At 46.9% G+C, this 19,850-nt stretch carries 17 protein-coding genes; 5 read left to right on the top strand and 12 right to left on the bottom strand.

Annotated features, from left to right (window positions below; translation table 11 throughout):
• Positions 1 to 14 precede the first annotated feature (14 nt).
• The 4 genes from ABW391_RS07805 to uppS all read right to left on the bottom strand — a co-directional run bounded on the left by ABW391_RS07805 (position 15) and on the right by uppS (position 5,266).
• Positions 15 to 698, bottom strand: a complete 684-nt coding sequence (locus tag ABW391_RS07805; protein ID WP_353481287.1) for an RloB family protein — start codon at positions 696 to 698, stop codon at positions 15 to 17.
• A complete protein-coding gene (locus ABW391_RS07800; protein ID WP_353481286.1) occupies positions 665 to 1,969 on the bottom strand; it encodes an AAA family ATPase in 1,305 nt (434 codons plus the stop codon). Before ABW391_RS07800 ends, ABW391_RS07805 begins: the two co-directional genes overlap by 34 nt.
• 141 nt (positions 1,970 to 2,110) lie before the next feature.
• On the bottom strand, positions 2,111 to 4,381 hold the full coding sequence (locus ABW391_RS07795) for an aconitate hydratase (protein ID WP_353481285.1): 2,271 nt from the start codon (positions 4,379 to 4,381) through the stop codon (positions 2,111 to 2,113).
• A 144-nt stretch (positions 4,382 to 4,525) separates the two neighbouring features.
• Positions 4,526 to 5,266: an undecaprenyl pyrophosphate synthase gene (gene uppS / locus ABW391_RS07790; RefSeq protein ID WP_353481284.1), complete on the bottom strand. Its 741-nt coding sequence runs from the start codon at positions 5,264 to 5,266 to the stop codon at positions 4,526 to 4,528.
• 115 nt (positions 5,267 to 5,381) lie between these two features.
• Between uppS and ABW391_RS07785 the strand changes: the two genes are divergently transcribed.
• The 4 genes from ABW391_RS07785 (at position 5,382) to ABW391_RS07770 (ending at position 8,923) form a co-directional block, all read left to right on the top strand.
• Positions 5,382 to 7,106, top strand: a complete 1,725-nt coding sequence (locus tag ABW391_RS07785) for a M3 family oligoendopeptidase (RefSeq protein WP_353481283.1) — start codon at positions 5,382 to 5,384, stop codon at positions 7,104 to 7,106.
• A 90-nt stretch (positions 7,107 to 7,196) separates the two neighbouring features.
• Positions 7,197 to 8,273: a glycosyltransferase family 4 protein gene (locus ABW391_RS07780; protein WP_353481282.1), complete on the top strand. Its 1,077-nt coding sequence runs from the start codon at positions 7,197 to 7,199 to the stop codon at positions 8,271 to 8,273.
• Entirely contained in the window at positions 8,270 to 8,638 is a 369-nt protein-coding gene (gene crcB, locus ABW391_RS07775) for a fluoride efflux transporter CrcB (RefSeq protein WP_353481281.1), read from the top strand. Before ABW391_RS07780 ends, crcB begins: the two co-directional genes overlap by 4 nt.
• 111 nt (positions 8,639 to 8,749) lie before the next feature.
• Positions 8,750 to 8,923, top strand: coding sequence for a hypothetical protein (locus ABW391_RS07770; protein WP_353481280.1), 174 nt, complete (start codon positions 8,750 to 8,752; stop codon positions 8,921 to 8,923).
• Between the two features lie 61 nt (positions 8,924 to 8,984).
• On the opposite strand, the gene ABW391_RS07765 is transcribed toward ABW391_RS07770, so the two are convergent.
• The 6 genes from ABW391_RS07765 to ABW391_RS07740 all read right to left on the bottom strand — a co-directional run bounded on the left by ABW391_RS07765 (position 8,985) and on the right by ABW391_RS07740 (position 17,890).
• A complete protein-coding gene (locus ABW391_RS07765) occupies positions 8,985 to 9,806 on the bottom strand; it encodes a purine-nucleoside phosphorylase (protein WP_353481279.1) in 822 nt (273 codons plus the stop codon).
• Positions 9,807 to 9,857: 51 nt separating this feature from the next.
• Positions 9,858 to 11,462 (bottom strand): DUF1501 domain-containing protein, encoded by a 1,605-nt coding sequence (locus ABW391_RS07760; protein WP_353481278.1) that lies wholly within the window; start codon positions 11,460 to 11,462, stop codon positions 9,858 to 9,860.
• A gap of 21 nt (positions 11,463 to 11,483) precedes the next feature.
• Positions 11,484 to 12,935 carry a DUF1800 domain-containing protein gene (locus tag ABW391_RS07755; RefSeq protein WP_353481277.1) on the bottom strand — a complete coding sequence of 484 codons (1,452 nt, stop codon included), beginning with the start codon at positions 12,933 to 12,935 and terminating at the stop codon, positions 11,484 to 11,486.
• Between the two features lie 116 nt (positions 12,936 to 13,051).
• Positions 13,052 to 15,007, bottom strand: a complete 1,956-nt coding sequence (locus ABW391_RS07750; RefSeq protein WP_353481276.1) for an OmpA family protein — start codon at positions 15,005 to 15,007, stop codon at positions 13,052 to 13,054.
• Between the two features lie 113 nt (positions 15,008 to 15,120).
• Complete coding sequence (locus ABW391_RS07745; RefSeq protein ID WP_353481275.1) at positions 15,121 to 15,969, bottom strand: DUF6920 family protein; 849 nt, start codon at positions 15,967 to 15,969, stop codon at positions 15,121 to 15,123.
• A 7-nt stretch (positions 15,970 to 15,976) separates the two neighbouring features.
• Entirely contained in the window at positions 15,977 to 17,890 is a 1,914-nt protein-coding gene (locus tag ABW391_RS07740; RefSeq protein WP_353481274.1) for a DNA topoisomerase IV subunit B, read from the bottom strand.
• Positions 17,891 to 18,031: 141 nt separating this feature from the next.
• Here ABW391_RS07740 and ABW391_RS07735 point away from each other — a divergent pair, with 141 nt between their 5' ends.
• Positions 18,032 to 18,577, top strand: a complete 546-nt coding sequence (locus ABW391_RS07735) for a hypothetical protein (protein ID WP_353481273.1) — start codon at positions 18,032 to 18,034, stop codon at positions 18,575 to 18,577.
• Positions 18,578 to 18,592: 15 nt separating this feature from the next.
• Here the strand turns inward: ABW391_RS07735 and ABW391_RS07730 are convergent, their stop codons facing one another.
• Positions 18,593 to 19,105, bottom strand: coding sequence for a hypothetical protein (locus ABW391_RS07730; protein WP_353481272.1), 513 nt, complete (start codon positions 19,103 to 19,105; stop codon positions 18,593 to 18,595).
• Between the two features lie 58 nt (positions 19,106 to 19,163).
• Positions 19,164 to 19,754 carry an NfeD family protein gene (locus tag ABW391_RS07725; RefSeq protein ID WP_353481271.1) on the bottom strand — a complete coding sequence of 197 codons (591 nt, stop codon included), beginning with the start codon at positions 19,752 to 19,754 and terminating at the stop codon, positions 19,164 to 19,166.
• Positions 19,755 to 19,850: the final 96 nt, after the last annotated feature.

Raw genomic sequence — 19,850 nt, 5'->3', positions numbered from 1 at the left:
GAAGCTTATTTGGGTTAAAATGAACTTAATTCCAGCAGTTTTTCTACCAGTTGATACACCAAAGTACAAGGATTGTGGGTCGCAAAGTTTTCATCTTCATATTGTTGATGCAAGGTTTTGGCCCGCTCTATGGCTTTGGGTTCATCTCCGATCGTTTTTAAAAGAGTATACATTGCCGCATTGTTCTTTTCGTATTTGAACGGCCCGCTTAGGAGTTGGCTTATTTCCCTTTCCAGCAATTTAGCATATTGTTTTCGCCCCATAGGCTCGGGGTAATTGTTGAAGTGCAATAGAAACCAGAGTTCAAAGGCTTCATTAGACCAGGCGCAAAAAATGGGGGCACGTTCATTCCTACCAATCAAAATTGCCCGGTTAAAATACTCATCCGGGAAATCATCCTTGTCAAACACCGCCCAGGTTTCATCGTAAGTTCGATCGTATTCTGCTTCCTTGTTTTTGCGGATGGCTTTTATTTTTTCCAATAAACTCAGGGTGTTTCGCCCCGTTCCATGGATGTCTAAGACCAGTTCAACGGTACCTCGAGGTATAAATTGACTCAAGCCTTTGAAGTAATTGGGTTCAGTTTTTTCGCCTTCGCAAACAATCAGGAAAAATTTCCGCTCAGATCTAAAAGCCTTGGGACGGACTTCATTTTTTCCAAAACCTAATTCGCGGTCAATTTTTCCTCTCCTTGCCATTGTTGAATCAATTTTGAAAAATCTCCCAGAAATGGAATGGAACCATAACGCCCTTGGATGTAGTCTTTTTCAAAAGACCGGTCTTTGCGGATTTTGCCTTGGCCCACTTCTTTGAATTCGATCAGGGAATACAAATTGGAAGCGCCAAAATGGTCTTTTTCTACAAAGTAAATTTGATCCCTGCGAAAATGGCCATACGAAAGCAAGTTGATGTCGTGCGAAGCAAACACCAACTGGGCATTGTGCGGGTTATTTTCTTCCGAATTAAAAATGCGGATAAAAGCCCTGGTCAATAGGGGGTGCAACTTGGCGTCCAACTCATCGATGATGGCGATACCACCTTTTTTGAGTACCCAAAAGATAGGGCCAATGATGTCGAATATTTTTTGGGTACCAGAAGATTCCATTTGATCCAGGTCGAATTTTTGTTCCCGCATTTGTAAGCCTTTTTGATCAAAAACCTTGTGAATGGTTTTGATCTTTCTCCGAGAACGGGTCATGTATTGAACCGATTTTTCAGCCACCATGGAAATGCTTTGCATCATTCGGGGTTCTTCGGGAGTATCTTTGCTTAGTTCCAGGTCTTCAAAACCCAAATCAAGCAGGGAAATCAAGGCTTTCAGGTCATCATGGGTAGCTTGATTTTCGAGCATTTCCAGGGTTTGAGTGCGGTATCCATCGTGGTGTACGCCTGAGATGATGCTCAGGTTGTTGAACCAATGCATGATTTTTTTGGAAATGGCACCATTGAATGCATCGCAAACCGCCAGGAAAAAGCCATTGTCCAGGGTTCTTTCCTCCAAATCCTTGCCTTCTTCAAACCCTGTAAAAAGCTCAATGACGTCCTCTTCGCGTAAAAAGAGGGGCTTTTCGATGTTGGCTTTTTTGCGGTACAGCCACTCAGAATTCACTTTTTCGGCAGTTATTTCAAAACCGTAGCGGTACAGCACCTCCTCAATGATGAAATTCAGTTGGAAAAAACAAGGCAATTGGGCACAACTGTCTTCCAGTAAAAAAGGTTCAGCGGGTAAGGTATTGGTGCTTTGCTTTTTGAAATTGTTGAGCAACACCTCGCGCATGGTACTGATTGCCTGCAGTAAATTGGATTTTCCACTGGCATTGGCTCCGTAGACCACGGCACTTTTGAGCAGTTTCAGCTTTTTTACTTTGAAGGTATTTTCTGGATATTCACTTACCGTCCCAGCCTCCAGGCTCAGGGTAACTTTATCTTTGAATGAGCGATAATTTCCTACAGTAAATTCTACTATCATTTTGAGAAATTTTCTCAAAAATAATTCATTTTTACGAGGAATTCCACTTCTTTCTTCGTTTTTTCTGCCTTTTTCTCAAAAAAACAAAAGCCCCTCAATTTCTTGAGAGGCTTTCTGCTTTATTTTATTCCGAAAGAGGGATTAGGCAACGCCCATTTCCTGACGGATCTTATTCAAAGCTGAGCCTGAGCGCAGCCATTCGATTTGTTGTTCGTTGTAGGTATGCAGCAATTCGATGGTCTCGGAAGTGCCATCGCTGTGGTTCAATGCCATCGTTACAGGCTGACCAGGAGCGATAGACTCGAATCCTTGAATATCAATGAAGTCATCCTGGCGGATTTTTTCGTAATCTTCTGGATTAGCGAAAGTCAGCGCCAGGGCACCTTGCTTTTTCAGGTTGGTTTCATGAATGCGCGCGAAAGATTTTACCACTACCGCTTTTACACCCAGAAAACGAGGCTGCATTGCTGCATGCTCGCGAGAAGAACCTTCACCGTAGTTTTCTTCGCCAAATACCACTGTGCTGATGCCTGCATCGCGGTAAGCCAAACCAGAATCCGGAACCGCCAAGTAGGTATTGGTCACTAGGTTCAACACCTGATTAACCTCACCATTGAAATAGTTGATGGCACTGATGAAGGTGTTTTTGGCAATATTCTGCAAGTGACCACGGAATTCCAACCATGGCCCTGCCATAGAGATGTGATCCGTTGTGCACTTTCCTTTTGCTTTGATCAAAATGCGCATGCCTTGTACCTGATCGTTGGTGATCGGGGTGAAAGGTGTGAGCAATTGCAAACGGCTGGAAGTAGGAGCTACGCTAATCACCACCTGGCTAGAATCCGCTGCTGGAGCCAGATAGCCTGCATCTTCTACAGCAAAACCTTTTGCTGGCAATTCTGCACCACTTGGTGGATCAAGCTTAACCGCTACGCCATCTTCGTTGATCAGGGTGTCGGTCAGGGGGTTGAAGGTCAAGTCGCCCGCAATGGCAAACGCAGTTACAATTTCAGGAGAAGCCACAAAAGAACGCGTTTGTGGGTTGCCGTCGTTGCGTTTGGAGAAGTTGCGGTTGAACGAAGTGATGATCGAGTTGGCGCGGTTAGGATCATCGGTGTGGCGTGACCACTGACCGATACAAGGGCCACAAGCGTTGGCCATTACCACGCCACCAATTTCTTCGAAAGTAGCCAGTTGGCCATCGCGGTTTACGGTATAACGGATCTGCTCAGAACCTGGAGTAATGGTAAACTCAGCTTTGGCAACCAGTTTTTTCTCTTTGGCCTGGCGAGCAATCGATGCAGCGCGATCCAGGTCCTCATAAGAGGAGTTGGTACAAGAACCGATCAGACCAACTTCCAATTTTTGTGGATAACCATTGTCTCTTACTGCCTGGGCAAACTCAGAGATGGGCCAGGCCAAGTCTGGCGTGTAAGGGCCATTGACGTGTGGTTCCAGGGTATTCAAGTCAATTTCGATCACTTGATCGAAGTATTTTTCAGGATGGGCGTAGCACTCATCGTCGCCAGTCAAGTATTCTTTAACCGAATCGCACAAATCGGCTACATCGTGGCGCTCGGTAGCGCGGAAGTAGCGGCCCATAGATTCGTCGTAACCAAAAGTAGAAGTTGTTGCACCAATTTCTGCACCCATGTTACAGATGGTACCTTTGCCTGTACAAGACATCGCTTGAGCGCCTTCGCCAAAGTATTCCACAATCGCTCCGGTTCCCCCTTTCACGGTCAGGATACCGGCAACTTTGAGGATCACATCTTTAGGAGAAGCCCAACCATTCAGTTTGCCTGTAAGTTTTACACCAATCAGCTTGGGCATTTTCAATTCCCAGGCCATGCCTACCATTACGTCTACTGCATCGGCGCCACCTACTCCGATGGCCAACATGCCCAAACCACCTGCGTTGGGGGTGTGAGAGTCGGTACCAATCATCAAACCGCCTGGGAAAGCGTAGTTTTCAAGCACGGTTTGGTGAATGATCCCTGCACCTGGTTTCCAGAATCCGATGCCGTATTTGTTGGAAACACTGGACAAGAAATCGTAGACTTCGGAGTTGATGTCTACTGCGGTTTTAAGGTCGGTATTGGCACCGTCTTTGGCTAGGATCAAGTGATCGCAATGGACGGTACTGGGTACGGCAGTTTTGTCTCGACCACACATCATAAATTGCAACAAGGCCATTTGCGCCGTTGCATCTTGCATGGCTACGCGGTCGGGAGCAAAGAATACGTAATCCTTGCCACGGCCATAACTTTGCAGCGGAGAGTCGGCGTGCAAGTGGGCGTAGAGTATTTTTTCGGTGAGTGTCAATGGACGACCCAGCGCTTGCTTGGCCGCATTTACTCTGGCGGGAAGTGACTCATAGTGAGCCTTCAGCATGTCGATATCAAAAGGCATGGCTGCTTACGAGTTTTATGATGGTGAAACAAAAGTTCTCTTTGATAAGGGCGGTGCAAAAGTACAATAATCTCTGGTTTTTTGATGCTTGTGTTGGAATACAACACCTTAATTTTATGTCTAGTCATTTTAGCTTCCAGTCCATTACAAAACCTGCTCACTGATCTTCCCAAACCGGCGTTCGCGGTTTTGAAAATCGATGATGGCTTGAAATAAATGATCCTTGCGGAAATCTGGCCACATGGTAGGCGTAAAGTGAAATTCTGCGTAAGCCAATTGCCATAAAAGGAAATTACTCAGGCGGTTTTCTCCACTGGTCCGGATCAACAGCTCTGGATCGGGGATACCTCGGGTAGATAGCGCATTTGCAAAGGTGGCTTCGTCAATTTGATCCAATTCCAGCTTGCCGTCTTTGACCAAGGCTGCCATTTGGCGAGTTGCCTCCAGGATCTCCCATTTGGCGCTGTAATTGAGTGCTAAAACCAAAGTCATGCGGGTATTCGTACTGGTATTGGCAATGCCATCCAACAATGCCCGGTAAGTACTGCTAGGTAATTTGCTGAGATCCCCAATCGCTTGGAGCCTAATGTTGTTTTTATTGAGCGTAGCAATTTCTTTGTGCAGTGTATCAACCAAGAGCGTCATCAGCGCATCCACTTCGTACTTGGGACGACCCCAGTTTTCGGTAGAAAAAGCATAAAGCGTAAGGTATTTTATACCGATTTCTGCTGCTGCTTCCGTTGTTTCTCGTACAGATTTCACCCCATTGTGGTGGCCAAACACCCTCGGCTGCCCATGCTGCTTGGCCCAACGCCCATTCCCATCCATAATGATGGCAATGTGTTGGGGCAAGCGGTCAGTATCAATCAGTTGTTTTAAGTCCATCTGGCAAAATTAAAAAGAAATGCTAGGTTTTTAAATTCATATGCCACCGCATTTCCTTATCTTGCCCGAAATTTTTTAAAAAAATTGAATCGCGCCACAACAACCCAGAAGACGTATGATAAGGGAGACTATCGATACCGAGGTGCTAAAATTCGAAGATTTTGAATACGAGCGCCCAAATATGGCGCAGTTATCCGCTGAATTTGAACGCTTATTCAATGAATTTACTCAAGCTGATTCTTTTGAACAACAGCTTACCACCTTTGAAGAGATCAATGAGATCCGTGCGGTTTTTAATAGCATGTACAATATTTGCCACATTCGGCATACCATTGATACCAGAGATGCTTTCTATGAGGAAGAAAACAACTTCTTCAACCAGGAACTGCCTAATTTTCAGGCTTTCAATACCGAGTTACTCAACAAATTATTGACCACTCCCTACCGGAGTGATTTTGAAAAATTGTGGGGTCCACAATTTTTTAGACTCGCCGACCTCAATCGCCGCACTTTTTCACCAGAAGTACTTTCGGATCTTCAGGAAGAAAATCGCCTGGCCACAGAATACATCCGCATAAAAGCAGGAGCACAGATTGATTTTCAAGGTGAAAAATTCAATTTGTCTGCACTTTTGCCTCATGAGTTGTCGGCAGATCGGGCCACGCGCCAAAGCGCCAGTGAAGCCAAATGGTCTTTTTTTGCCAACAATGCGGAAGCCATTGAAAGCATTTTTGGTCACCTGGTCAAAACCAGGGACGATATCGCTAAAAAGCTTCATTATCCAAGTTTTACAGATCTTTCTTACGATCGCCTGACGCGCTCTGATTATCGTGCTGAGGATTTGATCCCTTTTCGGGAAGAAATTGCTCAATTCATTGTTCCATTGGCTAGCCGTTTGTACGAGCGTCAACGCAAAAGGCTAAAATTGGACCAATTGTACTATTTCGATGAAGAATTTCGTTTTGCATCGGGCAATCCCAAACCACAGGGCGAACCCAAGTGGATTGTGTCACAAGCTGAAAAGATGTACGGCGAAATGTCGCCGGAAACAAATGAGTTTTTCACGCTGATGCAGGAAGCTCACCTGATGGATCTGGAAAACAAAGATGGCAAAGCAACTGGCGGTTATTGTACTTACATTGAGCAGTACCGCGCACCTTACATCTTCTCCAATTTCAATGGCACCAGCGGTGACGTAGATGTGCTAACCCATGAATGTGGGCACGCCTTTCAGGTATTCAGCAGTAGGGACATCGGCTTGAGTGAATACAAATGGCCTACCTATGAAGCTTGTGAAATACATTCCATGAGCATGGAATTTTTTGCCTGGCCATGGATGCGTTTGTTTTTCGGCGATCAAGCCGATAAGTACAAGTTCATGCATTTGTCCAACGCCATCTACTTTTTGCCCTATGGCACAGCAGTAGATGAGTTTCAGCACCTGATCTATGCCCATCCGGAGATGACTCCAACTGAACGCAATCAAACCTGGTCTGCGTTGGAGAAAAAGTATTTGCCGCATCGCAATTATGGCGACAATGCTTTTTTGAAGGATGGTGGTTTCTGGCACAAGCAGGGACATATTTTTTCGACTCCATTTTACTACATTGATTACGTACTGGCGCAAATTTGTGCCTTTCAATATTGGAAATGGGCCCAACAAGACCATGCTAGCGCCTGGGAAAGCTACGTTCGCTTGTGCAAAGCGGGAGGCAGCAAATCATTCCTGGAATTGGTAGAATTGGCCGGAATTAACTCGCCTTTCCAAAAAGGGTGTGTTGAAACGGTGGCCAAAGAAATTGCCGATTGGCTGGATCGAGTTGACGACTCCAGCTTTTAATATAAGAGTTTTCCTATTCCTACTTCTTTTGCAAGAGTGGATATTCACAAACAACGAAGTACCCAATTTTGCAAAATAAATTCTGATCCCATGGAACTTATTTTTCAATGCTTTGCAACGGCATTTACATTGACCTATTTTGCTATTCCATCCATCATCAGAATTGCGTTGATTAAAAACCTGATGGATGCGCCAGTTGAAAGAAGCTCTCACAAAGAAAGTACCCCTTCACTGGGCGGAATTGCGATTTTCGCAGGTGTTATTTTTGCGGTGATCATGTGGACGCCACCTAGCGTGTTCAATCAAATTCAGTATCTCCTAGGTGCTTTCGTCATCATTTTTTTAATTGGCGCAAAAGATGACATTGAGCCAATTTCTCCGTCCAAAAAGCTAGTAGCTCAAGTGTTAGCCGCCACCATTATCGTGGTCAAATCTCACGTCCAGCTTCATAGTTTTCACGGATTTCTGGGTGTGCACAATTCCCTCCACCCCTTGGTCTACCTGCTGGTATCCATTTTTCTCATTTTGGTGTTGGTGAATGCCTTTAATCTGATCGATGGCATCAATGGGTTGGCCGGTTGTATTGGGGCATTGATTTCCGGGGTATTGGGTTGCTGGTTTTACCTGACAGCGCAAGTTGAATATGCGATTATTTCCTGTGCTGTGGTGGGAAGTATTCTGGCCTTTTTGCGCTACAATTTTACCCCTGCTCAAATCTTTATGGGAGACACAGGTTCTTTGCTGATCGGTCTGATTTGTGCAATTCTTATTGTGAAATTCATCGATTTCAACTACAATTTGCCCCTCGATCACGCTTATCGCTTTACAAACAGTCCGGCAGTAGCCATCGGTATCATGATCATCCCGATCTTTGACACCTTGCGCGTATTTACCACCCGGATGATGCGGGGAACCTCTCCTTTCAAACCCGATCGAAGACACATTCACCATTTGCTGATCGATGCAGGCAATAGCCACATGGAAGCAACCGGGATATTGGTTTTTGTCAATTCCATTTTCATTCTATTCGTGTTTACTTTTCACGCCTCCATGAACATGCATTTGCTCATCCTGATCATGGCAATGGCGGCAGGTGCGCTGACTTACACCCTGCACAAACGGGTATTGGCAATCAAGAAGCAGCTTCACTTGAATAACGCAGTATGATCAATTGGTGGATGGTTTTTTTGGGGGGAGGAATCGGCAGCCTGGCGCGTTTGGCCATGTCTCGTTGGCTGATCCAGCCAGTACCCAGTTTTCCCTGGGCTACATTTTGGACCAATTTACTCAGTTGCATCATCATAGGTGTTTTAGCGGGACTCCGATCCAAAGGAATATTGCAGCCTACGGCACAATACCTGCTCATAACCGGATTCTGCGGCGGTTTCAGCACTTTTTCTACCTTGAGTCTGGAAACCTTGAACCTGCTTGAAAACGGGCAATTGGGAATGGCCTTGCTCTATGTTTTGCTTAGCATGACGCTGGGGGTGCTGCTGGTGTTCCTGAGCATGAAAACCGTACTCGCACTGTAAAGATTAGATTTTCAACAAAAACTTTTTGATTTCCACTATTTTTGACGCAGCAAGTTTGCTCAAAAAAACGCAGATTTGCGCCTATATTTTTGCCAAATCAACCTGTGCACAATGAACAACAAACAACTCTTGGTGGGTCTTTTAGTCGTAGTAATGATTGGTGGAGGGATAATCAAACTGATGCCAACCCTGCTAATTTTTGCCAGCAGTGCGTTTTCCTTGATTGGAATTGTAGTGGTGGTGGGCCTTTTGGGCTACGGCGCATACCGCATTTTGCGCGATTAATTGGTTGCGGTTACTCTGGTAAAGAACCGCAACCAATTACAACTGGATCAAGGGGATTGGATCAAAGTTCAGTCAACAATGCTTTGATGATTCCCGACAAGCGTTTTTCTGCGCTTTTGGCCATGGAAACAACATCGTCCAGACTGGTTTCCCGAATGTCCTCAACTGGATAACAGCGGTTGGTAGCAATGCTCACCACCAGCAAAGGCAAACTCATGTGTCGAGCCACCAGTACTTCGGGCACGGTAGACATCCCAACTACGTCAGCCCCCATATTGTGGGCAAAAGTGTATTCCGCAGGGGTTTCCAAATTCGGTCCTTGCAAGCCCAAATACACGCCTTCGTGTGCCGCTACGCCTTGCTCCCGGGCAATGGCCAATGCTCGGGCATTCAGAGCCCGATCATATGCGTGCAGCATATCGGGAAAGCGAGGTCCCAGGCGTTCGTCGTTGTGGCCACGCAAGGGATTATCGGCTTGCAGGTTGATGTGGTCTTTCAAAAACACCAGATCACCAGCATAAATGTGCTGATTGACACTGCCCGCTGCGTTGCTGATGAACAGGCGCTGAATGCCCAAAAACTTCATCACCCGCACCGGGAAAGTAATTTGCTGCATGGTATAGCCTTCGTAGTAATGAAAGCGACCTGCCATGGCTACTACCTTGCGACCCGCGAGGTATCCAAATACCAGCTCTCCCTTGTGGCTCTCCACGGTTGATACCGGAAAATGAGGAATTTCTTTGTAGGGAAAAACGGCTACCCGTTCAATTTCCTGTGCCAAGTCACTAAGGCCAGTGCCTAGAATGATGCCAAAATCAGGTTCAAAGTCGGTCTTTGAACGCAAAAACGCCAGGGCTTCCTGGATTTGATCGTAGAGTTGCATATCAGATAAATTTGCCGTCCAAAGATAGCAGGAATGGCGTCATTTTTTTCATCAATGCAAAAACACCTTTTCAGAACCCAACAGGTTTTCGGCTTGCAATTGTACAATGTAGATCCCTGGCAAAATGCTGTCTTTCAATTGTAGACTGCTTTGCTGAGCTCCCCTTGCACGCAAACCCAGGTTTTGTTCTTGCAAAACTTGGCCCGTGATGCCCACAATCCGCAATTGCACCATTTTACTTTCTGGCAAATCGAACTGAATCTGCACCTCGCGCTGTCCAGGAATGAGTTTCATGGTTAGGCGACGGTTTTGTACAGCAGCAGTACTGGTACTCACCGCACATTGTAAGCCCAAAGAAGGGATGCGCTCAAATCGCTTGCCCATTACGGCATCTACCTCGTTGCTGCCGATGCACAACCAGCTTTCCAATACAGTAGCATAAATCTGACGGAAATCGGTTGAAAATTTTAGGTTGCCATCCTTGTCCAGGTCTTTGAGGTTGGGATTTTTTCCCACAAAACCATTGCCATTGAGCCCGGGGCCGAAAAGCATCAAAGGTGCAGCGGCACCGTGATCCGTACCTTGAGATGCGTTTTGCTCCGGCCTCCGGCCAAACTCGGAAATGGTCATGGCCAAAACCCGATCAGCCCAGCCCCCGGCTTGCAAGTCTTGATAAAAGAGACTCACCGACTGCGCAATGTTTTCGAGCAAGGCGGGGTGGTTGCGGTTTTGATCAGCGTGGTTGTCAAATCCATCCAAAGTAACCATATACAGGCGCGTACCCAGGCCGCCTTTGATCAAGCGAGCCACCAGCGCCAGTTGAGCGCCCAAATTTGCTGGGTATTCCACCGTATTTTTGCCCGATTTATAAGCCACCTCGATGCCCCGTGCATAGGTAAAAGTCGTATTGGTAAGGGTCCGTAAGTAAGCCAATTGTTCACCGTAGTAGCAATCGGGTACATCGGTAGGATCGTATAAGCGCCCACTCTGGGCAATTTTGGCCAGATCTTCTGGATCGTTTACCACTACCGCCATGTTGTCGCTTTGGGTATTGGTAAAGGCGAGGTTCCCTGCACCACCAATCTGAATGGCTGGTGGCATTTTGGGTGGTTTGGTCAGGTAATCGGGATTGATGTTTTCCAACCAGCGACCCAGCCAGCCACTGGTATTGAGCACATTTGCATCACTGGCCGTTGCCCAGATATCGGAAGAACGGAAATGCGAGAGGTTTTGCTCTGGATAGCCCACGTTGTGCACCACTTTCATATCGCCATCTTTCCACATTTTCTCCAGTGCGCCCATGCGATTTTGGATGCCAAAAGAAGCATTGAGGTTGATGATTTGATTGGTAGGGATGGCTATTCCAGGCCGCAGATTTTTATAAGTACCGTAATCAAAAACCGGAATGATCGTATTCACCCCGTCGTTGCCGCCTTTGAGGCGAATGAGCACCAGGATGCGGTCGCCTTCCATGGCGCTGAGCAATGCAGCCAATTGTGAACTGGCCAAAGCGGTTACGGGCGTACCCCCCAGCAAAATAGATCCTGCGCCGCTCAACCCCAACATGCGCAAGAAAGTTCTGCGGTTCCATGCTTCATGCGAAAGGGCGTGTGCTTGCGGGTCTTGCAGCGAAGTGCCTTGTTTATGATTGGACATGTTTTCTTTTGTTGAGCTTGGTTAGTTCAATTGAAATTCCGGCAATCGTGCAATGTGCTGAAAAAGCAGTGCAACCTGAGCAGGTACGTACTCCCATTCCAAGTTCCAGGAGCCATTGGCGTAATAGTTTTCAGGAACTTCCCACTTGAAGGTCTTCACGGCTTGCGCGTAATCCGCTTCCCGCAGTAAACCCTTGGGCAACCAGAAATCAACAATGGCCTTGGCGGTCAGTACCGGGTCATCGTGCTTGGGACTCAGCGCTTTGGCAAAAGCACGGTAGGTTTCAGGTTCGGCAGTATACAAGCCATACAAACCATAATCGAGGGCTGCCCAACGTCCAGTCAGGGAAGCACTGGTGAGCCAACTGCGGTTGCCTGGCCAGCCAGCCACATCTACGGGTTGAAACAATTCCTGGCCCAACTCCCCTCCGAGATAAAATACGCCCAAGGTGGTTTCCTGCTTTTCAAAAGCAAAACCGCCTTGGCGGAAAAAACCAACCATCAGCTCTATCGGACTCTTGATAATGGTACCAATGACTTCGTCGTCAAAAAAGTGCTCACTCTTGAAAAGTTGTCGGAACACCGGAGCCAACTGGAATTTATTGTCGCGGAAGGTTTTTGCCAAGCCTTGTACTATGGTTTCGTCCGCTTCAGGATGCACAAAATGTCGGTAAATTTTGCGGCAAATGAAAGTTGAGATTTGCTCGGCACGCTCCTGAAACAGTAAATCGTGCAAGGTATCGTAATTGAAAGCCCCTGTTTTGCCAAAAATAGTTTTGGCGCCTGTATCAAAAAAAGTAGCATTGAATCCAATCGGAGCGCAGATCTCAGTGAAACCATTCCAACCCGTCAGCGCCCGGGCGCTTTCCACGATGTCTTGTTGGGTATAGCCATTGTCACGCCCCAGCGTAAAAAGTTCGTAAAGCTCACGCGCATAATTTTCGTTGGGTGAAAAGCGGTTGTTTTGAACCCCGTTGAGGTAAATCAACATGGCCGGAGTGGTACCGGTGGCTTTTACAAATGCTTTGAAATCACCCAGGCAAAATTGCTGCAAAATCTTGTGGTAGGCATACAAATAAGCAGGGCAAATGTAAGCCTCTGCTCTGGTGACAAAGTGGTTGTGCCAAAAAAGCGCCAGTTTTTCGCGGAAGCCATTGGTGTACATGTCGCGCAACCAGCGGGTTGTCCATTCGATGTACTGTGGGATAATTTCCTGATTGAAATTTTTGTAGTCTTTGTACCCTTGGTTGGCCCAGACGGGTGGAGGAGGCAAGGGCATGTTGAGGGCTTCGCTGACTAGGGCATCGACCAATTCGCTCGGTTTGCGCTTCAAGGCAGCGTCAATTTCGGCGGGTTTTGCTCCAAAACCCATGCGGCGGTACAGGTGCTGTACCCGGCGGCGATCCCAGGGTTTGTTGCTAGTGGGCGAGTATACAGTCAGTGTTCCCACTGCACAGTTGACAATGGTACTCATAGAGAATAGGTTGGTTATTAAAGAGAACTGCGTTTTGGGGAAGGATATTTTGAGGACGGCGTTAAAAAAAATCCGAAATTGTTGGAGAAAGTTACTGGGGCAAAAAAAGTCCGATTTTACTGTACCACAAACTCAGTCCGTCGGTTTTCCTTTTTTCCTTCTTCGGTCGCATTGTCTGCAATCGGCTGGCTTTCTCCAAAACCTTTGTAGGACAATCGCTGGGCAGCAATTCCTTTAGAAAGCAGGTAAGTATATACGGCTTTGGCGCGTAGTTCGGATAGCTTCAGGTTGTCGGCATCTTTACCCACATTGTCGGTATGGCCATTGATTTGAATGCGTAAGGCAGGGTTTTGTTGCAACAGATCAGCCAAGCGATCCAGTTCAGGCGCCGATTCGGAGCGCAAGGTGGCGGAAGCTGTTTCAAAAAACACGTTGCGCAGCACAATCGGGGTTTTGTCTGCTGGCACAAATGGAGCATCTGATTGAGGTAAAGCTTGCAGTCCTGCACTGAGTTCATGGGCCTGATCGGCATTGCGCACTTCCACAAGCGCAAAATTGGCCGAATAAAAAGTATAGCCGGGGTAAGAGGCATTGAGCGCGTAGTTTTGTCCGAGTGGCAAACAGACCAGAAAAGTGCCATCATCGGCAACTTTGGCTTTGTAGAATGTTTTTTTAGAAGCCAATTCGACGACCTCTATTTCTGCACCCAGTGGTGCTTTGGTATTCAGGTCAAACACCTTACCGCGAGTGAAGGTCACCATTTTGGGGCGGTCTGTTTCGGGTAGGGCAAACTGGTAAATGTCCGACAGCCCCAATTTGATGCCTTCGGCGTTGCGGGTGTCTTCTACATCGGTTGAAAACCAGGCCAGACTGCCATCCAAACTGACCGCCAACGCGCCTTCATTGGCACGGGTGTTGATGGGGTAACCCAAATTTTGGGGCGTGCCCCAATTGCCTGTACTATCGAGGCGACTGAGGTACAAATCGAATCCACCCATGCCTGGGTGGCCGTTGGACATAAAGTACAAAGTCGTTCCATCCGGGTGTAAAAAAGGAGCTTGTTCGTCACCAGAAGAATTGACGCGCTGCCCCAAATTGCGCGGAACGGCCCATTTGCCATCGGGCAAAAGCCGACTCAGCCAAAGATCGCGACCACCTTGTCCTCCTGAGCGATCGGAAGCAAAAATCATCACCCGACCGCTGGCCGAAACCGATGGCAAGGATTCCCAGGCACCGGAATTGATCGGCGCACCCAAATTGAGGGGCTGCGTCCAGGTACTGTCCTGAAAATAAGATACGTAAATATCGCAGCCACCCAGGCTTTTGGCCTGGTTACAACCCGTAAAGTACAAGGTTTTGCCATCGGCCGAAAGGCAGTGTCCCGCTTCATTAAAGGGCGTATTGAGTGCAACCATTGGCGCTGCGGCTTGCCAAATGCCGTCTTTTTTGGTGCTCACAAAAAAATCTTCCTGCCCTTGTATCAGTCGACTAAAGACCATGGTTTGCCCATCGGCACTCACCGAAGGCAAAAACTCGGCCTGATCGGGACTGTTGATGCTGGCTGGAAGTTTTTCGGGCTGAAAAGGCAACGGTTTTTTGATGGCTTCTGCCGCAAAAACGGCGTCGGCACGGTTGCGTTTTGCTCGTTGGATGACGTCTGTATTCTTTTTTTCGCGCTGCAAAAATTGATCCCAGGTAGGAATTGCACCTTCGAAATCATCAGCACGCATTTGAGCCAGTGCCAATTGATAGTACAAGCGAGTTTGGTAATCGGGGACCAATTGCAGCGCAGTCTGGTAGGATTTTATGGCTTGGAGGTAGTCTTGTTCGTCGTAGAGGATATTCGCCAACAAAATGATGCCATCAATAAAATTGGGATCTTCTTGTAAAATTTTATTCAATCCGGTCTTGGCCTCTGCAAATGCCTTGGCATCGACATGGACGCGCACTTTTTCAAATTGCTTTTGCAATTTAGGGTTCAGCGTGGTACGGGTAGTATAGCTTTGGCTGAAGGCAAAATTTGCCAGTAGCAGTAGTGAAAACCCTAAAAGGAAGTGGTGGTAGTAGCGCATATCGAGAACTAAAAACGAAAATTAAGCTGGATTAGTGCCTTGGGTTAAATGAGCTTGGCGTTGCTGTGTTATCTGATTTTGAAGATCGAATAACGAACTTGTACCAAAAACAACTACCACCACGCATAAGCTCCTTTCTGCACTACATCCGTCACTTGCAAATCTGCCCGCACAAACAGTTGCCCTTGGGCATTTTTCTCCAAAACTTGTACATTCAAGGGCAGGGATTGCTCGGATACAGGCTGATAGTCACTAAAAACCAGGGCAGCCTGAACTTGTTGCCAGTTGTCGTTCCAAAGGCTTAATTCAGCGAGCGCATTGGTGTCGGAAAATTTTGCTTTCAAAAAAAAGACTTGCTGTTGAAAGCTACACCGGAATGCGTCTGCATCAGCTTCCTGTTCACTCCATTCCATTGTACAATAATGCCACCAATGGGGCTGCCAAACTGCTCCAGCAAGACCAAAAAATGCATTGCGTTGGGCAATAGGGTAGGGCAACACCGGCTGTTTCCAACGATAAGGAAAGGTGGACAACAACCAACGGGTACTCAATCCACGTCCCGCAGCAAACTGCTCTGTGGCCTTGATCGAAACCAGAAAAGCGCGGGTAATGTCGGCATACCAGACCAGCGTTAGCGGAGCAAGCGTAAAAAAAACTTTGCACTCGGCAGGGTGCCATTTACCCTGCTCTCGGGCTTTAACCACACCCTTCATGCGCAGTCGAACCCTGCCAGAAGGCTCGTCCATGATCGGGCCACTTTGCGCCAGGTAATCAAGCCAGTTCTGAGGAAATGGATTTTGCTGCAAGGGTTGATTTTGCAAACCATCCGTTGCGGCAGTCCAATAGCGCTTGGCGCGAGGCCGCACCAGCAGGCGAAACAATCCACTGCCGAATAAATCCAACAGCAACCATCCTGTGATCACCAAGGACAATTCCGGCAGGTAATTCCAGAGCTTGATCATGTTTTTGTTATACGGCCTCTACTTCAGCCTCTTCCAACTCCGAGAGGTCTTCTACTTCGGTTTCCACATCGTTTAGCTCTACCCGCAAATTACCAATGATGAAATCCTGGCGATCTGGGGTGTTTTTGCCCATGTAGTAAGACAGCACATCGTCGATGTCGGTATTGTCATTGATGATCACCGGCTCCAAGCGAATATCCGGGCCGATGAACGCTGAAAATTCGTCGGGTGAAATTTCACCCAAGCCTTTGAATCGAGTGATCTCTGGTTTGCCGCGCAATTTTTTGATGGCTGCTCTTTTCTCTGTTTCAGAGTAGCAATAAAAACGCTGCTGCTTATCGCGTACCCGAAACAGTGGGGTATCCAAGATGTACAAGTGATTGCCCCGCACCAACTCTGGGAAGAATTGCAAAAAGAACGTCAGCATCAGCAAGCGGATGTGCATTCCGTCCACGTCGGCATCCGTAGCAATGACCACGCGATTGTAGCGCAGGTCGTCCATGCCATCTTCGATGTTGAGGGCATGTTGCAACAGGTTGAATTCTTCGTTTTCGTAAACGGTCTTTTTGGTCAGGCCGTAACAGTTCAACGGTTTACCCCGCAAACTAAACACCGCCTGGGTTTGTACGTCGCGTGCCTTGGTGATGGATCCACTTGCCGAATCCCCTTCTGTGATGAAAAGGGTGGTGGCACGGCGCATGTCTTCTGCTACTTTCTTGGTCGAATCATTGAAGTGCAGGCGGCAGTCGCGCAGTTTTTTGTTGTGCAGGTTGGCTTTTTTGGCGCGTTGGTTGGCCAGTTTCTTGATGTCGGCTATTTCCTTGCGTTCCCGTTCGGATTGCAGAATACGCTTTTTCAGGGCATCGGCAATTTCGGGGTGTTTGCGCAAGTGATTATCCAGATGCTCCTTGATGACGTTGCCAACAAAAGTGCGAATGGTTTGTCCTTCGGGTGCAATGTTGACCGAGCCGAGTTTGGTTTTGGTTTGCGATTCAAACACGGGTTCTTCTACCCGAATGCTCACTGCCGCTACAATGGAGCCGAGGATGTCGGTACGGTCGTAGTTGGCATTGTAAAATTTCTTGACCGTTTCCACCACAGCCTCTTTGAACGCACTGAGGTGAGAGCCGCCTTGGGTGGTATTTTGGCCGTTGACAAAAGAATAATACTGCTCTCCGTAATGGTTGCCGTGGCTCATGGCTACTTCCAGGTCATCGGCTTTCAGGTGGATGATTTGGTAACGCAAATCTTCATTTTTGCTTTTGCGCCCCAGCAAATCCAACAAACCATTTTTAGACGAAATGATGGAGCCGTTGTAGTTGAGCTTTAAGCCAGAATTGAGGTAGGCATAGTTCCAGAGCTGGTTTTCCAGGTGGTCTTTTTGAAAACGGTAATTTTTAAAAATGACGTTGTCGGGGCGAAATGTTACCAGCGTGCCGTTGGGTTCATCCGATTTTTTGATGGGGTGATCCTTCAGCAATTCACCTTTTTCAAACTCTGCCACCTTCATTTGGCCATCTCGTATAGCTTTGACCATAAAATAATCCGAAAGTGCGTTGACCGCTTTGGTACCTACGCCATTCAACCCCACCGACTTTTTGAATGCTTTGGAGTCGTATTTTCCGCCAGTATTGATTTTCGAAACGCAGTCGATCACTTTGCCCAAGGGAATTCCTCGGCCATAGTCGCGGATTTCGGCAGTGTTGTCTTCAATTTTCAATTGAATCTCTTTGCCATGCCCCATGACGAATTCGTCGATGCAGTTGTCTATCACTTCCTTGATCAAAATATAGATGCCATCATCGGATGATGCCCCATCACCTAGCTTGCCAATGTACATCCCTGGACGTAGGCGAATGTGCTCTTTCCAATCCAACGAGCGGATATTGTCCTCGTTGTAACTCACTTGCTGTTCTGCCATTTGCTCCAATGTTAAAAAAATATTAAAAACTACTGCAAATCAGTTCAAAAGAACGAAAAGAGTGGTATTTTTGCGTTAAATATACGGCAAATTTATTTTGCCAAACAACATTTTGTTGTTTATTTTTTCAATTGCATCATTTTGAACAGAGAAACACTTTACCGTCACCCCGCAATGCGCAATTTGCGCAATGCCATTTTACGTGAACTGCGCATGCAGTTTGCCATGAGCCTCGTATTGCTTGCTTTTGGCTCAGGTCTTTGTGTGCTGACGTTTAAGATGAATATCGTTTTCTCCATCATTGGTTTGGGTCTCAGTATGGTTGGCGGTAAATTGGTAGTAGATACCACTGCTAATTTACGCATCGACAACCACTTGCTGCTCAATTATCTTCGGTATCAACCCCAACATATTGTGTGGGTTTATTCTGTACTCACCGAGCGTACAAGTTTTGGCGTTCATTTTTTTCGCAAAGGCACGCTGCATTTCAAGTTGGCAGATGGAAGTGACTTCACCGTTGGCATGCAAGCTAGTAAATTAAAACTGGTTAGCAAATTCCTGATGCGTTTGCTGCCACACGCCACTTTTGGATATACCGTTGATCGGGAGTATACTTTCCGGGTAAGTCCAGAGCGCCTCCGCAAAGAACAGGATGGAGGCGATGACGATGATTATAATTTCAATTAGCAATACCCATTTTTCTTATGCTTTCCTTCCAAATGTTTGACGGTACCCAAACCGCAAGGCCAGCATCAAGGCAACAAAAATCAGAATTACTGCGGAAAAAGGCATGCTGATGATCGCAAAAATCCGGGTGCGATCTACCAGCCACATCAAGCCAATGGTTGCGGCAATGAGTACCAACAAACCAGATAGTTTTTCAAATCCAGGAATGTAATTCAAATCTACATTGCGGCGTACAATGTTCAGGGTCAGAATCATCGACACAATGGGCAAAACCTGGGTATAAATGTCGGTATTCATGATGCTTCCCCGTTCAAACAAAAAGAGGTATACGTTCAAGGAAAGTGCAAAAATACCGGGTACCGCACTGAGGTAAATAATGGAAGAATAGATCAGGTTCCAGGGAGCATTGCGCCCTTCTGCTCCTGCTATCCAGGCCAAAAGCAAGGCTGCAATGGGCAAAATGGCAAAATACAAAACAACGGCCTCGGGGTGATTGCCGACATACACGAGTAGGTCATTCAAAGTCATGGTTGAACGGTTTTGATCTGGGAGAATAAGGCCAAATATAAAGAAGTCAGCGGAATTATTAAAATGGTGCTTGGGGGCCAATGTTTTGAAGCGGCTCTACGACCAGAATGTGGTCGTTTACAATATCCACTACCCGAACAGAATCACCGGGTTTGATTTCAACGCCAATGGAAATGGCATCCAATGCATATGGTGCTCTGCGCAAGTTGATGTGTACGCGCCCAAGTCCTTCCTGGTGGGGTGGGATGTACTGCAAAACCTCTCCGGTACTGGACAAGGCCTCTTGGTAGTTGAAATCCAGTTTTTTTGAGGGCACAATTTTTTTGACGGGTTTGCGCAAGCGCAAAATCAAGAAAGGAAACATTGCCGCAATAATACCAAAAGGCAAGCCGTCGATCAGTGAAATAATTAAACCAGGCTCCCACACGTGGGCAAGTAAGCTCGTCCAGGCCCAAAAAGCAAAGAAAGTTAGAATGACCCGGGCATCGATAATTTTAGGGGCTTGCCATCCTTGTTCTTGATCTCTGATCAAAAACTGCAGGATCAAAAAAATGCTCAGCAAGATCGTAAATACTACCGCAGCTACCCAAAGCAATTGCTCTGCCCAGTTGAGTTGAAGGAATGTTGGGATATATAGCCAATACTGCATAGTCTTCTCTTCTTGCTTTTCAACAAAAGTAGATGACTTTAATCAGATCAAGGGTTTTGTATCGACAAATGGGCAGGGTTTATCGCTCAACCACAG

This window comes from Haliscomenobacter sp., assembly GCF_040403615.1.
Lineage (GTDB): Bacteria > Bacteroidota > Bacteroidia > Chitinophagales > Saprospiraceae > Haliscomenobacter.
Note: the sequence above shows the minus strand (reverse complement) of the source record. Positions and strands in the feature narration are given on the sequence as shown.